18 protein-coding genes are annotated in these 17,418 nt (G+C 68.3%); 9 read left to right on the top strand and 9 right to left on the bottom strand.

Annotation, left to right across the window (positions count from 1 at the left end):
• Positions 1-99: 99 nt before the first annotated feature.
• Genes ACGFNP_RS33450 through ACGFNP_RS33435 form a run of 4 tightly spaced genes read right to left on the bottom strand, consistent with a single transcriptional unit; the run spans position 100 to position 4,514 of the window.
• Entirely contained in the window at positions 100-981 is an 882-nt protein-coding gene (locus tag ACGFNP_RS33450; protein WP_358328029.1) for a carbohydrate ABC transporter permease, read from the bottom strand.
• Positions 978-1,886 carry a sugar ABC transporter permease gene (locus tag ACGFNP_RS33445; RefSeq protein ID WP_358328030.1) on the bottom strand — a complete coding sequence of 303 codons (909 nt, stop codon included), beginning with the start codon at positions 1,884-1,886 and terminating at the stop codon, positions 978-980. Before ACGFNP_RS33445 ends, ACGFNP_RS33450 begins: the two co-directional genes overlap by 4 nt.
• A complete protein-coding gene (locus ACGFNP_RS33440) occupies positions 1,886-3,238 on the bottom strand; it encodes an ABC transporter substrate-binding protein (RefSeq protein WP_393325463.1) in 1,353 nt (450 codons plus the stop codon). Before ACGFNP_RS33440 ends, ACGFNP_RS33445 begins: the two co-directional genes overlap by 1 nt.
• Entirely contained in the window at positions 3,225-4,514 is a 1,290-nt protein-coding gene (locus tag ACGFNP_RS33435; RefSeq protein WP_393325461.1) for an alpha-L-fucosidase, read from the bottom strand. The genes ACGFNP_RS33440 and ACGFNP_RS33435 overlap by 14 nt, the downstream gene beginning before the upstream one ends.
• Before the next feature lie 126 nt (positions 4,515-4,640).
• Here ACGFNP_RS33435 and ACGFNP_RS33430 point away from each other — a divergent pair, with 126 nt between their 5' ends.
• Entirely contained in the window at positions 4,641-5,330 is a 690-nt protein-coding gene (locus ACGFNP_RS33430; RefSeq protein ID WP_358328035.1) for a GntR family transcriptional regulator, read from the top strand.
• Here ACGFNP_RS33430 and ACGFNP_RS33425 read toward each other — a convergent pair.
• A complete protein-coding gene (locus tag ACGFNP_RS33425) occupies positions 5,301-5,738 on the bottom strand; it encodes a MerR family transcriptional regulator (protein ID WP_358328037.1) in 438 nt (145 codons plus the stop codon). The two genes, ACGFNP_RS33430 and ACGFNP_RS33425, sit on opposite strands and share 30 nt — an antisense overlap.
• Positions 5,739-5,787: 49 nt before the next feature.
• Between ACGFNP_RS33425 and ACGFNP_RS33420 the strand changes: the two genes are divergently transcribed.
• A complete protein-coding gene (locus ACGFNP_RS33420; protein WP_358328039.1) occupies positions 5,788-6,672 on the top strand; it encodes an NAD(P)-binding domain-containing protein in 885 nt (294 codons plus the stop codon).
• 21 nt (positions 6,673-6,693) lie between these two features.
• Positions 6,694-6,951 (top strand): epoxide hydrolase N-terminal domain-containing protein, encoded by a 258-nt coding sequence (locus ACGFNP_RS33415; RefSeq protein WP_393325458.1) that lies wholly within the window; start codon positions 6,694-6,696, stop codon positions 6,949-6,951.
• Here the strand turns inward: ACGFNP_RS33415 and ACGFNP_RS33410 are convergent.
• On the bottom strand, positions 6,948-7,514 hold the full coding sequence (locus ACGFNP_RS33410) for a hypothetical protein (protein ID WP_393325456.1): 567 nt from the start codon (positions 7,512-7,514) through the stop codon (positions 6,948-6,950). The two genes, ACGFNP_RS33415 and ACGFNP_RS33410, sit on opposite strands and share 4 nt — an antisense overlap.
• Positions 7,515-7,620: 106 nt before the next feature.
• Positions 7,621-11,163, bottom strand: a complete 3,543-nt coding sequence (locus tag ACGFNP_RS33405; RefSeq protein WP_393325454.1) for an alpha-N-acetylglucosaminidase TIM-barrel domain-containing protein — start codon at positions 11,161-11,163, stop codon at positions 7,621-7,623.
• A 126-nt stretch (positions 11,164-11,289) separates the two neighbouring features.
• On the opposite strand from ACGFNP_RS33405, the gene ACGFNP_RS33400 reads away from it, so the two are divergent.
• Positions 11,290-12,474, top strand: coding sequence for an ROK family protein (locus tag ACGFNP_RS33400; RefSeq protein WP_393325452.1), 1,185 nt, complete (start codon positions 11,290-11,292; stop codon positions 12,472-12,474).
• On the opposite strand, the gene ACGFNP_RS33395 is transcribed toward ACGFNP_RS33400, so the two are convergent.
• Positions 12,471-12,833, bottom strand: a complete 363-nt coding sequence (locus tag ACGFNP_RS33395; RefSeq protein ID WP_358328052.1) for a MerR family transcriptional regulator — start codon at positions 12,831-12,833, stop codon at positions 12,471-12,473. The two genes, ACGFNP_RS33400 and ACGFNP_RS33395, sit on opposite strands and share 4 nt — an antisense overlap.
• A gap of 82 nt (positions 12,834-12,915) precedes the next feature.
• Between ACGFNP_RS33395 and ACGFNP_RS33390 the strand changes: the two genes are divergently transcribed.
• Positions 12,916-13,575 (top strand): SDR family NAD(P)-dependent oxidoreductase, encoded by a 660-nt coding sequence (locus ACGFNP_RS33390; RefSeq protein WP_393325450.1) that lies wholly within the window; start codon positions 12,916-12,918, stop codon positions 13,573-13,575.
• Between the two features lie 15 nt (positions 13,576-13,590).
• Here the strand turns inward: ACGFNP_RS33390 and ACGFNP_RS33385 are convergent, their stop codons facing one another.
• Positions 13,591-14,262 (bottom strand): hypothetical protein, encoded by a 672-nt coding sequence (locus ACGFNP_RS33385; protein WP_393325448.1) that lies wholly within the window; start codon positions 14,260-14,262, stop codon positions 13,591-13,593.
• Positions 14,263-14,318: 56 nt separating this feature from the next.
• Between ACGFNP_RS33385 and ACGFNP_RS33380 the strand changes: the two genes are divergently transcribed.
• From ACGFNP_RS33380 to ACGFNP_RS33365, 4 genes are all read left to right on the top strand, one after another.
• The gene (locus ACGFNP_RS33380) at positions 14,319-14,456 is read left to right on the top strand and encodes a hypothetical protein (protein WP_358328060.1); all 138 of its coding nucleotides are present in this window, start codon (positions 14,319-14,321) and stop codon (positions 14,454-14,456) included.
• An 87-nt stretch (positions 14,457-14,543) separates the two neighbouring features.
• Positions 14,544-15,083 (top strand): RNA polymerase sigma factor, encoded by a 540-nt coding sequence (locus tag ACGFNP_RS33375; RefSeq protein ID WP_358328063.1) that lies wholly within the window; start codon positions 14,544-14,546, stop codon positions 15,081-15,083.
• Complete coding sequence (locus tag ACGFNP_RS33370; RefSeq protein ID WP_393325445.1) at positions 15,080-16,177, top strand: CU044_5270 family protein; 1,098 nt, start codon at positions 15,080-15,082, stop codon at positions 16,175-16,177. Before ACGFNP_RS33375 ends, ACGFNP_RS33370 begins: the two co-directional genes overlap by 4 nt.
• Before the next feature lie 101 nt (positions 16,178-16,278).
• Positions 16,279-17,418, top strand: coding sequence for an NAD(P)/FAD-dependent oxidoreductase (locus ACGFNP_RS33365; RefSeq protein WP_393325443.1), 1,140 nt, complete (start codon positions 16,279-16,281; stop codon positions 17,416-17,418).

Raw genomic sequence — 17,418 nt, 5'->3', positions numbered from 1 at the left:
CCCCCGCGACGCAGTCCTGCCTTTGAGGCGTTCCGCTCCGTTCCATCCCCGTTCCGGGTGACTAACCGCTGGGGAAATGGAGACGGATGTTAGTCGGGTTTACTTGAGCGCACCCAGAGTGATGCCGCTCGTGACATACCGCTGGAAGATCAGGAAGAGGATGACGATCGGGAACGTCGCGATGACGAGGCCGGCGAAGAAGGCTCCCTGGTCGCTGACGAACTGGCCCTGGAAGGAGAGCAGGCCGACCGACAGCGTGCGGTTCTGCGGGCGGGTCAGCAGGACGACGCCGAACTGGACCTCGCTCCACACGAAGATGAGCCCGAGCAACGTGACCGAGACGAAACCACCCTTGCTGATCGGCAGGACCACGCGGAGCAGCGCGGCCAACTCCCCATAACCGTCGATCTTGGCTGCTTCGAGCAGTTCCCTCGGTACGGCGGCGAACACCGACCGCATGATGAGGGCGATGGTGGGCGTCATGAACGCCGCGTAGACCAGCGAGACGCCCGCCACGCTGTTGAGCATCTGATACCTGCCCAGCAGCTCGAACGTCGGGATCAGCGCGACGACCAGCGGGACGCTCAGGGCGAGGACCATGACGCGGCTGACCGCGTTCGACAGCCCCCTGGTCGCGCGGGCCAGGCCGTAACCGGCGAGGCTGCCGCAGGTCACGCCGATGGCCAGGCTGCAGAGCGCCACCAGCAGGCTGTTGATGATGTATGTCGATAGCGGCGCGCCACCGACCACGCCCCGCCAGGCGTCGGCGTAGTTCGACAGCACCCACTGGCCGCCCAGCCCCAACGGGTGGGCGTAGATGTCGCTGGTCGAGTGCAGCGACAGCAGCAGCATCGACACGAACGGCACGACCGTGATCGCCGTCCAGACCAGCAGGAGTGTGTAGCCGACGTACCAGAGCGGGCCGTGTCGCCAGACCGATCGTCGTCGTACGGCCGGGCGCGTTCCGCCCCGCGCCCTCATCGCGCGTCCAGGGTCTGCTGGCGGAAGATCCGCATGACCATGATCCCGATGACGGCGACGATCAGCGTCGTGATGACCGCGGTGGCCGAGCCGTAGCCGTAGTCCTGGTCGACGAAGGACTGTTTGTAGACCAGCACCGGGAGGATGCTCGTGGAGTTGCCCGGGCCGCCTCGGGTCATCGCGTAGATGATGCCGAAGGCGTTGAACGAGAACACCGAGGTCAACGTTGTGATCGTGCCCAGCATCGGCACGATGTTCGGCAAGGTGATCCGGAACAGCCGGCCGGCCGCGCCGACGCCGTCGAGCGTGGCCGCCTCGTGCACCTCCTGGGGGATGGCCTCCATGGCGCCGAGAAGGATGAGCATCGCGTACCCCGTCTGTGTCCACACCGCTACGAAGATGGCGGCGTACAGTGCCGTCGAGGACGACGCCAGCCAGGCGTGATCGTCCCCGAGCCCGATCAGGCCGAGCAGTGAGTTCACCACGCCGGTCGTCGGCTGGAACGCGTTCGACCAGAAGATGCCGGCGATGCTGACCGGGATGATCACCGGCAGGAACCAGACGACCTTGAAGATCCGGGCACCCGGGACCTTCCGGCTGATCGCGTTGGCCAGGAGAACGCCGAAGGTCACCGTGAACACCACAGTCCCGATGAAGAACTGCAGGCTGGTCCCGATGGACTCCCAGACCAGCGCATCGTGCAGCAGCCGCCGGTAGTTGTCCAGGCCGTGGTAGGCGACCGCGCCGATGCCGTCCCAGGTACCGAGGCTGATGCGCACGGATCCGGCGATCGGGTAGGCGACGAGCACGAGCAGCAGCACCAAGGCCGGGAGCATCACCGCGATCGGGAAGACCCGTGCCCTCTGGCGGGGCGGCCGCGCCACTACGGCTTTGTCGGCGGTCATCAGTCCGACGCCCCCGACACCTTGCCGGACTGCAGGTCCTCCAGCGCGGACTGGAACTGCTGCGCCGCCTGCTGCGGGGTCAGCTTGCCGGCCACGAGCTTCTGCAGCACCGGTACCGAGAACGCCTGCCCGAGGGTGGACGGCACGGTGGAGTCCCAGATGTTGACCAATCCGACGGACTGCGACAGCTCGAACTGCTGCTGCACCAGGTCGCCGAGGTTCGACAGGCTCGATGCGGGGATCGAGCTGAACACCGGCAGCGACCCGGTGGCGGCCACGACGCTGACCTGGTACTTGTCGGTCATGAAGAACTGAAGGAACTTCTTGGCCAGCTCCGGGTTCGCCGCCTTGACCGGGACCACCAGGGTGTCACCGTTGAAGGCGTCGAACGGCGTCTTCCGGCCCGGGGTGAGCGGCGGCAGCAGGAACCAACCCATCTCGAACGACGGCTTGGCCTCCTTCAGGCTCGCGTAGGAGTAGTTGCCGCCCTGCAGCATCGCGAGTTTTCCGCTGGTGAACAGCCCCTGGGCCTGGTCGGTGTCCATGCCGAGCATCCCGTTCTGGTAGATGCCCTTCTTCTGCCAGTCCTGGATCGTCTGGAGCACCTTCACGAAGCCGGGGTCGGTGTACTTGACGTTCGTGGGGGATCCGGGCTTGAAGTTGGTGAGCAGGGCGGCGTAGTCGTCGGCCGACACCGCGGTGGGCAGCAGCGCGTCCAGCGTGTGCCCCAGGTCGTACGGGCTCGAACCGCCCACGCCGAATCCTTGGTAACCGGCGGCCTTGACCTTGCCCACCATCGACTCGAAGTCGGCGACGGAGGCGACCTGGTGGTCGGCCGGGTCGGGGATGCCGGCCTTCGCGAAGGCCGCCTTGTTGTAGTAGACGGGGTTGATCAGCAGTTGCTCGTAGAGGACGCCGTAGTGCTGCCCGTTGGTCGTGTAGTAGTCGACCTGGCTCTTGGAGTACTTGTCCGCCAGGCCGGCGGCCTTCCAGACATCGTCCAGCGGGGTCAGCTGCTTGTTCTTCAGCAGTGCCGACCAGACACCCGTGCTGCGCTGGAGGTAGCCGATGTCCGGGGTGCCGGTCGAGCTGAGCAGTGCCACATTGGGGCCGCGGGAGCTGCCGGAGTCAACGCCTTCGAAGGTGACCACCGTGCCGGGATTGGCCTTCTCGAAGTCCTTGCCGACCTGCTGCATGGCGCTGGCCAGCGGTCCGGTGGGGATCTGGATCCGGAGCGTCTTGCCGTCGCCGCCGCCTGGTCCGGTACCGGTGCCGCACGCGACGACGGCGGCCGCGAGCAGGACGCCGGCGAGGGCCGGCCTGGCCGCTCCGAGAGTTCTAGAGAGTCGCATGGGGGACGTCCTTCCAGGGGGCTGACAGCTCTATGGCGATCACGTCGATGAGGGCGCCGGTCGGTGGTGGCACGGTGATGAACAGTTCGCCGAGTGGCTCGTCGTCCGCGCCGTTCGCCTTGTGCACTTCCTCGTTGACGCTGTACGGCAGCGGTTGCTCGGTGCCGAGCAGGCGAACGCCGACGACCGAGCCGATGGGAACGTTCCTGACGACGAGCACGTCCTGTGGCCGCAGCAGCAGGTGCAGGTAGATGGTGTTGCCGCGCTGCGTGGCCGGGCCGTAGAAGTCGAGGCGTTCCGGCGCGGGCGTGGCCCCGACGATGCTCTCGCCGTGGCCGGCCAGCCAGCCGCCGAGCTGCTTGAGCGTGGCGACCTCGGTCGGCACCAGCGACCCGTCACCCCGCGGCCCGATGTTGAGCAGGAGGTTGCCGCCTCGGGAGACGACCTCGCTCAGGTAGGAGGCGAGCAGCCGCGGGCTCTTGTAGTCGAGGTCGTCGGGGCGGTAGGCCCAGCTCTCACTCATCGTGAGACACAGCTCCCACGGTCCGCCCGGTGGCCGGCGCGGCATGCCCTGCTCGGGGGTCGCGTAGTCGCCCTGGCCCGGCAGCCGGTCATTGATGATCACGTCCGGCTGCAGGGACTTGATCAGCTCACGGAGCTCGGCGGCGTGCCATTCCTCGGCGGTGCGTTCCCACTCCCCGTCGAACCACAGCAGGTCGATGGTCCCGTACTCGGTGAGCAGTTCGGTGAGCTGTCCCTTGACGTAGTCGAGGTATCGCGCCCACTGTTCCGGGGAGGGCCGCCGGTGATGGTCCTGCGAGTAGGGACGATCGGCGTCCGTGAACGCCGGGTAGTCGGGATGGTTCCAGTCGAGCAGCGAGTAGTAGACGCCGACGCGCAGGCCCTCGGCGCGCAGCGCGTCGAAGAACTCGCGGGTGATGTCCCGCCCGTACGGCGATGCCGCGACGGAGAACTCGGACTGCCTCGTGTGGTACATCGAGTACCCGGCGTGATGGCGGACGGTGAAGACCACATAGCGGGCACCCGCGTCGCGGGCGAGCCGCGCGACGCCTCGCGGATCCCAGCGGCGCGGGTCGAACGTGGCCGCGCTCGACTGGTACTGCGTGCTCGACATGTCGGCTTCGGGTTCTGTCCGGCCCGGAAGGATCGAATGGCCGACCAGGGGCCAGCCGATCTCCACGCCTTGCTGACTCGCATGGTCCCAGTGCACGAACAGGCCGAAACCCGCGTCACCGAACCAGCCGGGAAAGGTCACGAGCTCATCCTTCTGCGTCGGGCGGGCTTGCCCAGATCGGATACGATACGATTTGCATGAGAATGCAGGGAGTTTTGGGCATGTGTCAACCACAATGTGTTCGTGGTGGCCTCAGATGGAGGGACGATGAGCGAGGCAGGCACGTCCGGCGGCTCGGGTTCCGGCGAGCCGGTCAAGATCAGCGTCCGCGAATCGGTCTTCCAGGCGCTGAAGGCCCGGCTCATGGATCACGACCTGGAGCCCGGGGCGAAGCTGTCGATCGACGGGCTCTCCCGCGAACTCGACGTGTCGCAGACGCCGGTCCGCGAAGCGCTCGCGCGCTGCGAGTCGGAGGGGCTCGTCGTCCGCCGGCCGAACACCGGCTATCTGGTGGCCCCCCTGCTCGACCGGGCCGCCCTTGATGACCTGTACGACGTCCGCTTGCTCCTCGAACCGTCCGCCGCCGCGCGTGCCGCACGGTATGCCACGGCCGCCGAGGTGAGCGCCATGCGGGAGTCGCTGGAGCAGATGATGTCACCGCTGCTGGGCGACACCTACGAGGCGTACCGCGGCTTCGCGGAGCTGGACGCCCTGTTTCACAACGCGATCGCCGAGGCCAGCCGCAGCCCGCTCATCGCCGACACGCTGCGCAGGTTCCGCGCGCACACCCATGGTTATCGCCTCTACTTCCGCCACGGGATCGCCACGCACGCCGCCGATGAGCACCGCGCGGTGCTCGACGCCATCTGCCGCAAGGATCCCGAGGCGGCGGCGAGTGCCATGACCGCCCACCTCGAGGCGTCGCGGTCACGCCTGACGAGCGCCTACGAAGCTTGAGCATGCGGCGTCAGTAGTGTCATCAGTAGCGTCAAAGGGCGGATAGCTCTCGGCGGCCACTCGATCGGCCGCGTCGATGTAGTCGGCGAGAGCGTCGCGGGATCGGGCGAGCCGGTCCATCTGATCGTCCAGTCGCCGCAGCCGTGACCGCATCGCGGCCAGCAACTCGGGACATCCGAGCAGTTCCGGGGCCTCTCCGACCGCACAGGGCAGCAGGTACGCGATGTCCTCAGAGGACAGACCCGCACCAAGCAGGTGCCGGATCTGCTTCACCCGCAGCACGGCGTTTTCGTCGTACTCGCGGTAACCGTTCGTGCCGCGCTCTGCCTCCAGCAGGCCCTGGGCTTCGTAGTAGCGCAACTGGTGGGCGTTCACGCCCGTCCGACGACTCAGTTCCCCGATCAGCATCGGAACCTCACTTGACCTTCATACCGGTATCAACGTTGACGATGCTGCCATGAACCGCAAAACCGACACACCTGTGACAGTCATCGGACTCGGACTGATGGGCCGGGCGCTCGCCGGCGCGTTCCTGAAAGCCGGACATCCCACAACCGTGTGGAATCGTACGATCTCCAAGGCCGACGAGCTGGTGGCCGAGGGCGCACGGCCGGCGCCAACGGTTGGCGACGCGCTCAAGGCAAGTCCCCTGACGATCATCTGCGTCACCGATTACCAGGCCATGCGCGAGCTGCTCGGCGCGAGCGACGGCGAGTTGGACGGCAAGACGTTGATCAACCTGACCTCGGGCGACTCGGCCCAGGCCCGGGAAGCCGCCCGATGGGCCGAGCAGCGCGGCGCCCGTTACCTGGACGGCGCCATCATGGCCATCCCGTCGGGGATCGGGACCGCCGAAGCGGTGATTCTGCACAGCGGGCCGCAGCCGGACTTCGAGGCGCACAAGTCAACGCTCGACGCGCTCGGCACCGTCACCTACCTGGGTGCTGACCATGGGCTGGCGTCGCTGTACGACGTGGCCGGCCTCGCCATGATGTGGAGCGTCCTGAACGCCTGGCTCCAGGGCACCGCCCTGCTCCGGACGGCCGGTGTGGACGCCGCGACGTATGCGCCGTTCGCGCGGCAGATCGCTGCCGGGGTGGCCGAATGGCTGCCTGGGTACGCCGAGCAGATCGACAGCGGCTCCTTCCCGGCCGAGGTGTCGGCGCTGGAGACCGACGCGCGGGCGATGGCACACCTGATCGAGGCGAGCGAGGCGGTGGGAGTCAACGCCGAACTGCCGAAGTTGATCAAGGCGATGGCCGACCGCTCGATCGCCGCCGGACACGGTGGGGAGCAGTATCCCGTACTGATCGAAGAATTCAGCAGACCCCGCAACGATTGACCCAATTCGGCGCTTTGCCCGGTGGTGGTAGCGTCCGGGCACTCCTGGCCGTCGCGTTCGTCTGACCGCGGCTCAGGAGTGTCCGTCACTCGACCATCCCACGCCGTCCGACAGCGTCTACTGGGCCGCCGGGGCCGATCCCGCTTACCTGCGCGAGCTGGTGCGCCCGCGCCTCTGCCGCTGATCCTCACCCACGGCTGGCCGAGCAGCTTCGTGGAGATGCTGCCGCTCGCCGACCGGCTGACCGTCTCCTTCTTCGCCTCTCTCCGTCGCTTCTAACAATTAAGGGTGGCGGTGGTCCGGGGTCGGCCCGAGGCGGGGTCCAAGGCCACGGGGAACGTTCGGCCGTCGGCCACCCGGATCTCCACCGAACTCGGCCCCGTCCACTTGACCGAGTCGAAGGTGTCGTCGGGGACGTCGTCGTTGAAGCAGCCGAGATCCCACTCCCTGCTGAGCAACCCGCCGTCCCTGTGGACACTGAGCCACGTCACCATGTCCGGCCCGAGACCCGCCATCGACTGCTGGAGCCGGATACTGTACGGGGCCGGTCCGTCGACGAAGCCGATTTCCTCGGTAGAGGAGAACGCAACGGTGAGCAACCCCCCGAACAGCGCGACACTCGCGCCCAGCCCGGCAACGACGACGATCACGACACGTAGCCACATCCACCGCAGCCCGACGGCGGCCAACGCCACCAGGACGCAGGCCACCACACCGAGCGCGAACGGATGGTTCAGATGTTCCCTCAACAGCACCAGGTCGGAGTCGTGGAAATACACCAGAGCCGCGAGGCCGCCCGCACAGAGCGAGGCGGCCAGCAGCACGAGTGAGCGAGGAGGCATCGCGGATCCCATCGGTGAGGTGCCTCCGAGATCATGACAGCACCGCGGTGCCGTAACCGCTAAGTGCACGGAATCTCGACAAACGGGGTTTTCGCCGGATGCGGGGTCATTGCTGTGGAGTGCCGTACACGCTGACCTCCGTGAGATGGAACGACAGGTTGGCGCTGTTGTGGGTGCCGACCACCCGGACGTACCGGGCCTTCGCCTCAGTGGTCATGGTGTCTCCGGCGTCGGTCGTGGCCCGGGTGCCGCGGCGGCCGCCGAGGGTGTACCAGGTGGTGCCGTCGAGGCTTCCCTCCAGCCGGTACTCGTAGTAGCGCCCGCCCCCGACATAGTTGCGGACATTGACGCGGGAGATGTCGTTGACCGTACCCAGGTCGACCTGCCACCAGGTGGTGTCCCAGGTCAGCTGGCTGGCGAAGTACGGCGAGTTGGCGCGGTTGCCGTCGTTCGCGTGTTCCGGGCCGCGGCTCTGCTCCCAGCTCAGTGCGGTGACCGGTTTGCGGAGGCTTTGCAGCGTGTCCTGCGCGCCGTCGCGGGCGGTCGACGGGGTCGATACGGGATCGGTCAGCATGGCGATCGCCTGCTGGCCGGTGTTGCGGTTGGCCGCGCTGACGAACAGGCCGACGTCGAGCGTGGCGCCGGTGCCCGGGACGCCGGCCGACCCGATCAGCGACCAGTTCTTGCCGTCGCTGCTGCATGAGCCGGTGAGCCGGTCACCGGACCTGCCGATGCGCACCCGCACGGGTGGACTGAACCCGCCCACTTCCGTGTACGAGTCGAGCTGCCCGTTGCCGTCGGAATCCCAGCTGAACAGGCAGCCGTGACCGGGCGTGATGGCGATGTTCGCGTAGCCGGTGGAACCGGGGGTGGCCAGGTCGTTGCTCACCACCAGCCCGGCCCGGGTGTAGTCCGACGAGCCGTCCTGCCGCAGCACCGTGCTCGCGAGCTGCTGCCCGTCGGCCAGGGCGCCCTTGCGGTAGGCGGTGGCCAGTTCGTTGGTCTCCCGCCACAGGTCCGCACCACTCGCCGCGATCGCGATCCCGCCGTCGATGGGGGCGAATTCGGCCTGCGTGTTGCTCATCGTCTGGTACGACGCGGGCACGGCTCCGGCGATCAGCAGGCGGGTCGAGGCCCGGTCCTGCCGGGCGACGTCGTCGGATCGCCAGGAGGCGGTGATGTCCAGTGCCGGCGTACTGCCTGGGGCGCTGCCGGCGGGAACGGTCACCGTCCACGTCGCGGTGAGCTTCTCGCGCGGGGCGATGTGGTCGGCGCGGGTCGGGGAGGTCGCCCGCACCTGGTATCCGCGTGGGGCATCGAGCTGGAGCGTGGCCTTGCCGGTGGGCCGCAGGGCGTTGTCGTTGGTGAACACGGCGGTGATCTGCACTGTCTCACCCGGCTTGACGCCCTTGCGGTCGACCCCGACGGTCACCGCGCCGTCCGGCAGCGCGGCCACCCGGCTCGCTTCGAGGTAGGAGTTGCCGCGTGGCTCGGCGGTCAGCTGGGTGCCGGCTCTGGCCCAGTCCTGGGCGACGGACAGCCAGTCGATCGGCTCGGGGTACTCCTTGCCCGAGCGCAGCGCGGTCTTCAGGCTGTCGAAGAAGAGCTGCCACCGCTTGACGTAGTACTGCCCGACGAGGCCGTTCATCTCCCTGCGGGCGTAGTCCTGCAGCCGGGCGCCGGTGGCCCAGAGCGTGACCAGCGACTTGAGGTTGTAGTCCAGGGTCGCCGCTTCGGCCGGTGTGGCGGCCTGGCGGCGGGCCTCCTTCTGCCACGCCCCGAGCAGGAAGTTCTCATCGGTGCCGAGCAGCCGATCCATCAGCCGCATCTGGTCCGTCCACTGGCCGGTGAGGCGCTCGAAGCGTTCGAGATTCTTGGCGCGGTAGGCGGCGCGGATCTTGGGCAGCTGCAGCCGGCTGTGGTTGGCCAGCACCTGCCGGGCGACGTCGACAAGGTCGTAGCGGTAGGCGCCGGAACCGCGTAGGCGCCGGTCGATCTGGAGCAGCTCGTCGAGCGCTTTGTCGAAGGTGGCGATGTCGTACTGCAGGGGGTAGCCGGTGTTCGCCAGGCCGGGCTCGTCGTCGTACAGGCCGGTGACGTGCCGGGAGTCGGCGCCGGCGGGCCAGCTGTAGACGGTGTCGAGGAGGATCTGCCAGGCCGCCTTGGCGTGCGGATCCTCGCCGCCGTATCGGGCGGTGGCGTAGTCGCTGAACCACTGCCGCATGTCGACCGGGCCGTCCTGCCACGGCAGGTCGGCGAAGAACGCGACCGCGGCCGGGTTGTTGTCGATGGCCTCGGGCATCAGCGCGATGCCGTTCATCGCCGTGCCGGGCTTGCCGCGCCATGCGTGGAACTTTTCGTTCCACAGCGTCAACCGGGCGCCGAGGTTGAAATGTCCGCCGAAGTTCCAGATGGTGCCGAACGCGTATCCGGTGCCCAAGAAGTCCTTGTCCCGGTCGGTGATGCCGGATTCCTCGCTGATGCCGTCGACGATGAACATCTTGGTGCGGTCGATGGCCTGGAGCGTCGCCGGCAGCGGGTTGCTCTGCCAGCCCAGGATCGTCCACAGCGCATCGGGATGGGCGGTGTTCAACGCCCGCTGCACCGCTTGGGAGGCCTGCGCGACATTGACCTTTCCTGCTGTGCCACCCTCGTGCAGCAGGTCCATCTTGTACATCGTGCTGGCACCGAACAGTTCGGTCTGCACCCGATAGAACGTGGCCGCGACGCGGTCGAAGATGGGGTTTGTCGGGTCGAGCCAGTGTGGGCGTTCGAGCTGGTTCCAGGTGCCCTGCGGGACCGTGTTGGCTTCCGGGTTGCGGACCTTGAAGTCGGTCGGCACGGTGCCGAAATAGCCGGGCAGCACGGGGACCATGCCCAATGACCGTAGGCGGTCGGCCATCCTGCGGCCGAGTTCGATCCGTTGATCGATGAGTCGCTGGGAGATCGGGCTGTCAGTGCAGCACATGTTCTGCAGCAGCCACCAGGACTGGTGGCCCGGCTGCGGGATCCACTGGCGCGTCTCCTGGTCGGAGTAGCCGAACTCCTTGAGAGTGCGCTGGTAGACCGCCTCCTGGCCCTCGTAGACGAGCACCTCGTTGATGCCGCGCAGCGCCAGGACGTCGATCCGCCGCTGCCACTCTTGCCAGCTCAGGTACGCGCCCGCGTAGCCCTGGTTGGTGTCGTTGAGGGCGAAGCGATGATCCACTGAGGAGGTCTTGGCGATGGGGGCCGCGGGTAGTGGAAGGCGCTGGGGCAGGTCGACCTGGGAGCCGTTGATCGAGATGTCGGCGTGTGCCACCTGGCGCAGGTAGTAGCCGAAGCCGGTCAGCTGGGCCGCGGGTGTCGTACCGGCGACGACAAGGCGACCGTTGTCGGCCTGTACCTGGAACCGGTCCCGGCCCGTGCCCTTGTCGATCGTGCGCAGGGTGACCTGCTTGGCGCGGGATGTCCCGATCAGCCGTTCCAGAGCCTGCGCCGCCGGGCTGTCGGGCCGGGCGGGCGCCGGCTGTGCGGGTACGTCGGCCACCGCCGTGGGCTGGGAGACGAACGGCGCGGCGAGCGTCGTGAGCAGGACGGCGAGCACCATCAGGCGCGGTCGCCGTCGTCGCGATAATTGGGCGGCGCGCGGGTCGCGGGAACGGGTCATCGGGTGGCCACCTCCGGAGGGGGCGAGCAGACCATTTATGCAGCGACTTTTCGTAAGCTCGCTGCGAAATATACTCAGCCACAGGTGCCAGGAGGTCAAGATCTCGGACGGCATGAGGGAGCGCCGATGAATGAGGAACGGCCGGCGGGCACGCCGGTGCTGCGCAGGATGAACCGGGCCGCGGTGCTCGACGCCGTCCGGCAGTGCGCGCCCGAGCCGGTGCGGTTGGCCGAACTCGCCCGGCTGACCGAGCTCACCCGCCCGACGGTCACCCAAGCTGTAGAGGATCTGCTGGCCGCCGACTGGCTGCGGCAGCACGCACCCCAGCCGGCCACGGTGGGCAGACCGGCGACGCGGTTCTCACTGAACGGCCGGGCCGCACCAGTGCTCGCCCTGGACGTCGGGCCGCACACCGTGACGGCGGGGATCGCCGACCTCGCCGGTGCGCACCTCGCGGTGATCCGCCGGGCGGTCCGTCGTCGCGACGCCCAGCACCTGCTCGACGCCGTCGACGAGACAGCGGGTGAGGCGCTGGCGACGGCCGGCCTGACCGCTGAGCAGATCTCGGCCGTCACCGCGGGGACCCCGGGCATCGTTGAGGCGACCACCGGCCGGGTGCTGTTCGCCCCGAGCATGCCGGGCTGGTCGGAGATCGACCTTGTCGGCCACCTGCGGGCCCATTTCAGGTGTCCGGTCACGGTGGAGAACGATGCGAACCTGGCCGCCCTGGCGGCGGCCCATCAGCGCACCGGCTCGGGCACCCTGCTCGCGGTTCAGTGGGGCGAGCGGCTCGGAGCCGGTGTCGTCATCGACGGGCGACTGCATCGGGGCGCGGGACAGGCCGGGGAGATCGGCTTCATCCGTGCGGCCGGTGGCCTTCCCGACGCGGCCGGGGACGGCCGCGGGCCGTTGGAGCGTGCGATCGGCGCTGAGGCGATCGTCGAGCTCGCCCGCCGCAGGGCCGCGGCGCATCCGGGGTCCAGGCTCGCCGGTGCGACGGACGCGGCCGCCGTCTTCGCGGCCGCCGGGGATGATCCGATCGCCGCCGAGGTCGTGGACCAGGTCGCCGCCATCTTCGCCGAGGCGATCGCGCCCGTCGTCCTCGTACTGTCGCCGCACGCGATCGTGATCGGTGGTGGCATCGCCCGAGCCGGCGCGGTCCTGCTGGACGCGATCGCACGGCACCTCGAAGACCTGACCCTCACCCCGCCAGGCGTGGAACTGTCGGAGCTGGCCGAGAACACCGTGCTCACCGGCGCGATCCAGCTGGCCCTGGACGAGGTGTGGCGCAACACCTTGGCTGCCTGCTAGTTCGTGTGTAGCGCCGCGTCGAGGATCGAGTCCAGGATCCCCTGCGAACTCTGGAGCTGAGCGATCATCTTGGCGATGTGAGCGCGTTCGCGCCGTAAGTCGTCGATGAAGGTCGGACAGCCGGAAGGCACCATCAGTCCGTCATCTCCGTGCACGCAGTGCAGGACCCGGGCGATGACAGTGGTGGAAAGCCCGGCGGCGAGCAGGGCGCGGATATGACGCACTGCCGCGATGTCCGCCTTGGTGTACTCGCGGTAGCCGTTGTCCAGGCGGACCGGCTTGAGGAGACCCTGCTCCTCGTAGTAGCGCAGCAGTCGCCTGTTCACCCCGGTCTCGTGAGCCAGGTCGCCGATCCGCATCCGGTTCCTTCCCTTGACCTTCACATGGATGTGATGCCTTACCGTCGCGAGTATCGCTGATCCAGAAGTAAGGAGTACGTCAATGCCGGGTGCTGTGATCATTGGTGCAGGTCCGGGGATCGGGCAGGCGGTGGCTCGGAGGTTCGCCAGGGAGGGGCTGCCCATAGCGCTGATCGCCCGGAGCGACCAGACGTTGCGTGCCGCGGCCGAGGCGGTTGCTCCCAGCGGCGTCCCGGTTGTCACGTTGGAGGCCGACAGTACAGACCAGGCCGGGCTGAACGCCGCGCTCGACGCGGCTGTCCGCGAGCACGGCGTACCGGACGTCGTGGTGTACAACGCCGCGATCATCCAGGCGGACGCGCCGGGCGAGCTGTCGGTACGCGGTCACATGGAGGCCTGGGCGGTGAACGTGGTCGGCGCGCTCAACGCCGCGGCCCACGTCGCGCCCGCCATGGCGGCCCGCGGCCATGGCACGATCCTCATCACGGGCGGCATGCCCGAGCCCAAGCCGCAGTACGTGAGCCTCTCCCTGGGCAAGGCAGGCGTCCGCACCCTGGTCACGCTGCTCGACCAGGAGTACGGCCCTGCCGGGGTGCACGTGGCGAGCGTCACTGTGGCCGGTCCTGTCGCCCCAGGTACCGACTTCGACCCGGACGACATCGCCGAGCACTACTGGCAGCTGCACACGCAGCCACGAGACCAGTGGACGCGGGAAGCCCTGCACGCGGGTTCCCCGGGATGACCAGCCGGGTCAGGCTTACCGGAGCTCGTACACCAGCGAAGTGATCTTGTCGTCACGCTGGTGTTCGGTTCGGACCCAGAGCCGTGTCGTGCCCGGCGCGGGGGCGATGTCGATGATGCGGTCCGCCGGGCCGGCCCCCGGCAAGGTCGATCTGGTCCAGCTGCCGTCGCGAAGGTTGAGCACATAGGGCGCGCCGGAGCTGGGGTTGGCGGCGATCCACAGGCCGCTCGCCGGGTCGGTGCGCACCGCGGTCAAGCCGGTCCGCACCACGTTCAGGCTCACCTGCTTCCATTGGGTACGGTCCCAGTGCAGCACGATCGGGCTGCCACCGTCCGCCCAGGCCGGACCGACCGCCCAGATCGTCTCGCCGGAGGGGGAGCCGCCGACCTCGAGCCGCGAAACCTTGTCGAACTGTGTGGGCAGCTCGGCGCTTTTCCAGGAGCTCCCATCCCAGCGCAACATCGACCAGCCAGGCCGTCGCCCCTCCGTGGTGAACAGCAACGCCCCGCCGCCCGCCGTCGGGACCACCCGTAGACCGCCTTGGGCGGTGTATCTCACCGTCCAGCGCGACGCCGACTCGACAGCGTCATCAGCCGTCCGCCCAACCCTGCCCAGGGCCGTATCGGCAGCCAGCACGCACGCGCCGGCAAGGACCAGGGCAGCGAGCACACATGTAGCCTTACGCATCTCACAAAGGATCACACAACCTGCGAATCCGTTCCCGCCGAGTAAAAGGGCTGTGCGTGAACCAGCTCGCTGCCCGGGTCTACAGCGCCTGGTGGAACGTCAACTCCCACAACCGGCTGAGCTTCGCGGCAAGCGAGTGGCTGGAGCGACCACATCCGTACATAACGGTCCGCATGCCCGACGCGGCACGCTGAGCCCGCGATCGGAATTGAGATGTAAGAAAGCCCTCCTTCGGACCACATGCTCCATGGACAACGTGCCTCCCGACCGAAGGAACCGGCTTGCCCAACCCCCACGAGCGCTTCACCACGCTCTACAACACCTACCAAGCGCGGGTGTACGGCTATGCGGTGAGTCGAGCCGGACATCAACTCGCGGAGGAAGTGGTCAGCGAGACCTTCCTCGTCGCCTGGCGTCGACTCGACGACATCCCCGACGAAGCGCAGGTCCAGTGGCTCTTCCGCGTCGCCCGGAACATCCTGCGGGACAACTTCCGGCAGCTCGCCCGTCGTGAATCCTTGGCGGCCGACCTGCGTACGTGGATGGAGCAGGCCGTCGCCGACGTGGGCGAACACGCCACCGAACGACTCACCATACTTCGCGCGCTGGCCACCCTTTCCGAAGACGACAAAGAGATTCTGACCCTCACCACCTGGCACGGCCTGTCCGCCGCGGAAGCGGCCGAAGTGCTGGGCTGTACGAAGGCCACCTTCTTCGTCCGGCTGCATCGCGCACGCCGTCGGCTGCAAGCGTTCATCGACACCGCGGACACCGCCCCGTCTCCGAAGCCCGTGATCGTCCCCGGAGGGAAACTTCGATGAGCCGCAAGCCCGACGCGATGCGCCTACTCGCCATGGCTCGTCCGGACTCCTTGGATCGCGGATCGCGCCTTTCCGCCGATGACCTGCTGATCAAGGCCGGCGACGAGCCGGAGAGCAGACCGGCTCGCCGGCCGGCACGGCCGAGATCGAACGTCATAACCGTCATTCGCCTCGCCGCCGTCGCGATGGCCGTCACGGTCGTGACGGCCATGCTGGTCCGGAGCACGGGCACTGAGCCCCTGGAGTCTCACCCGGTATCCGCTCGTACCGTCCTCCTTGCCGCCGCGGATCGGATCGAGACCACCAGCGCGACGACGGGTCGCTACTGGCACTCTGTCGGCCGGAGCATGGCGACGGGAAAGGAAGGACGCGCACCCACCGGCATGACATCCAAGCTGATCGAATATCAGGTGACCTGCACGCATGAAGTGTGGATGGCCAAGTCGGAGCGGGAGCCGAGCTGGCTTCTGGTCACCGCTCAGTCAGGCAGGCCGTTCGCCGAGGCCGATGCGGTGATCTGGCGCCAACAGGGTGCTTACCGGCTCGGCGCCTGTGAGGGGCCTGGCGTTCCCGGCATCGGTGGTGTGGTGCCGCAACCGCCGTTCGCCTTGCGAATCGACGACCAGCATGCCGCCGAGGTTTCGTATCCCCAGGTGGGACCTGTGCACGTCACGACAGAAGAGGTCATGGCCTTGCCTGCGGACCCGGTGCGACTCAGGGAAGTCCTCCAGGAGTGGGCTCGGCGAGGTGGTTACCGGGCCGATGAGGAATTTCTGTACGCCGGGGTCACCAGCCTGCTCACCCAACTGCCGACGACTCCTCAAGTGCGCGCCGCGCTCTACCGCGTGCTCGCGAGTCTTTCGCGAGTCAAGAACATCGGGACCATCGCTGATCCCCTGGGGCGGGTCGGAAGCGGGATCGAATTCGCTGGGACACAGCAGATCATCATCGATGAGTACTCAGGCCGGCTGCTCGCCGTACAAGAACGCTCCTATGACCGTACGGGAACGCTGACCTCGTGGACCGCTGTGACCGCGTCCGGCTGGACGGACGCACGCCCGAGGCTGCCCAGCACGATCGTGGGCGGCGACTGAAGGCGGCCGGCGGTCCCGAGTGTGGCAACGGTGTAGAGATAACGGGCGGGTACCGTGCAGACGGTCGCGTGGGTGGGGTGCCGCTCCTACCGTCGGAGAGTATGCGGACCGTGGATGTACTGGTCGTGGGTGCGGGCCTGGCCGGCCTGCGCACAGCCCGCCTGCTCGCCGAACGGGAGCTGGAGGTGCTGGTCGTCGACCGCCGCAGGTCGCTGTCGACGGGCATCCGGACGACGGGCATCTTCGTGCGGCGCACGCTCGACGACTTCGAGTTGCCGGACCACCTGCTCGGGCCCGGTATTCGGGACGTGCTGCTGTATCCGCCGTCGCGGCGGGCGCCGATCCGGCTCACCAGTGACCGGGACGAGTATCGCGTGGCGGACATGGCGGCCGTCTACGAGCACGCGCACCGCGCGGCGGAGTCGGCCGGGGCACAGGTCCTCTTGGGCGTACGGTATGTCGGCGCGTCGATGGGTTTGGTGCGGTTCTCGGGGGCGGAACCGGTGAGGGCCCGGTTCATCGTCGGCGCGGATGGCGCCCGCTCCCACGTGGCCCGTGATCTCGGCCTCGACGTCAACCGGCGCTTCCTGGTCGGTGCCGAGATCGTCCATCCGGTCGCGTCGGGCACGACCACCCCGGTGTTCCACTGCGTGCTGGATCCCCGGGTCGCTCCGGGGTACCTGGGGTGGGTCATCGACGACGGCCGGCATGCGCATGTCGGCGTCGCGGGATATCCGGGCGCGATGCGCACCGGCATCCGCCATCTGCTGGACGCTTTCGCCGCGGACGCGCCCGGCCGCGCGGTGCCGACCGGGCCGGTCGAGCGTCGAGGGGGTCCGATCCCGGTCGGCGGTGTGCTGCGACGGTTGGCGTGCCCCGCCGGGCTGCTCGTCGGCGACGCGGCGGGCGCGGTGTCGCCGCTGACGGCCGGCGGGCTGGACCCCTGCTTACGCATGTCCGAACTGGCCGCGGCGCTCGCCGCCAGGTACCTGCGTACTGGTGACCAGCGCATATTGCGTCAGTACGACGGGAAGGCGTTGCGGATCCGGTTCCGAGGACGGCTGTTGCTGCGCCGCGTGTTCGCCGGCATCCGATCCCCGGCCGCGGCGGAGGCGGCGGTGACCGTGCTACGTGGTCGTGCCGGTCGTGCTCTGGCGGCGCGCGTCCTGTTCGGTGACGGCTCGTTTCCCGACGTCGGCTCGCGGCTCGCGGACCCGGCGATCGACCGCCCCTGTCAGTGA

This window comes from Nonomuraea sp. NPDC049269 (assembly GCF_043197155.1).
GTDB lineage: Bacteria > Actinomycetota > Actinomycetes > Streptosporangiales > Streptosporangiaceae > Nonomuraea.
Note: the sequence above shows the minus strand (reverse complement) of the source record. Positions and strands in the feature narration are given on the sequence as shown.

Excerpts from the sequence above, each read along its gene's own strand:
- ACGFNP_RS33425 (WP_358328037.1), bottom strand. The coding sequence starts at position 5,738 with ATGCTGATCGGGGAACTGAGTCGTCGGACGGGCGTGAACGCCCACCAG.
- ACGFNP_RS33420 (WP_358328039.1), top strand. The coding sequence starts at position 5,788 with ATGAACCGCAAAACCGACACACCTGTGACAGTCATCGGACTCGGACTG.
- ACGFNP_RS33395 (WP_358328052.1), bottom strand. The coding sequence starts at position 12,833 with ATGCGGATCGGCGACCTGGCTCACGAGACCGGGGTGAACAGGCGACTG.
- ACGFNP_RS33445 (WP_358328030.1), bottom strand. The coding sequence starts at position 1,886 with ATGACCGCCGACAAAGCCGTAGTGGCGCGGCCGCCCCGCCAGAGGGCA.
- ACGFNP_RS33370 (WP_393325445.1), top strand. The coding sequence starts at position 15,080 with ATGAGCCGCAAGCCCGACGCGATGCGCCTACTCGCCATGGCTCGTCCG.
- ACGFNP_RS33440 (WP_393325463.1), bottom strand. The coding sequence starts at position 3,238 with ATGCGACTCTCTAGAACTCTCGGAGCGGCCAGGCCGGCCCTCGCCGGC.
- ACGFNP_RS33385 (WP_393325448.1), bottom strand. The coding sequence starts at position 14,262 with ATGCGTAAGGCTACATGTGTGCTCGCTGCCCTGGTCCTTGCCGGCGCG.
- ACGFNP_RS33405 (WP_393325454.1), bottom strand. The coding sequence starts at position 11,163 with ATGACCCGTTCCCGCGACCCGCGCGCCGCCCAATTATCGCGACGACGG.
- ACGFNP_RS33390 (WP_393325450.1), top strand. The coding sequence starts at position 12,916 with ATGCCGGGTGCTGTGATCATTGGTGCAGGTCCGGGGATCGGGCAGGCG.
- ACGFNP_RS33410 (WP_393325456.1), bottom strand. The coding sequence starts at position 7,514 with ATGCCTCCTCGCTCACTCGTGCTGCTGGCCGCCTCGCTCTGTGCGGGC.
- ACGFNP_RS33450 (WP_358328029.1), bottom strand. The coding sequence starts at position 981 with ATGAGGGCGCGGGGCGGAACGCGCCCGGCCGTACGACGACGATCGGTC.
- ACGFNP_RS33400 (WP_393325452.1), top strand. The coding sequence starts at position 11,290 with ATGAATGAGGAACGGCCGGCGGGCACGCCGGTGCTGCGCAGGATGAAC.
- ACGFNP_RS33365 (WP_393325443.1), top strand. The coding sequence starts at position 16,279 with ATGCGGACCGTGGATGTACTGGTCGTGGGTGCGGGCCTGGCCGGCCTG.
- ACGFNP_RS33430 (WP_358328035.1), top strand. The coding sequence starts at position 4,641 with ATGAGCGAGGCAGGCACGTCCGGCGGCTCGGGTTCCGGCGAGCCGGTC.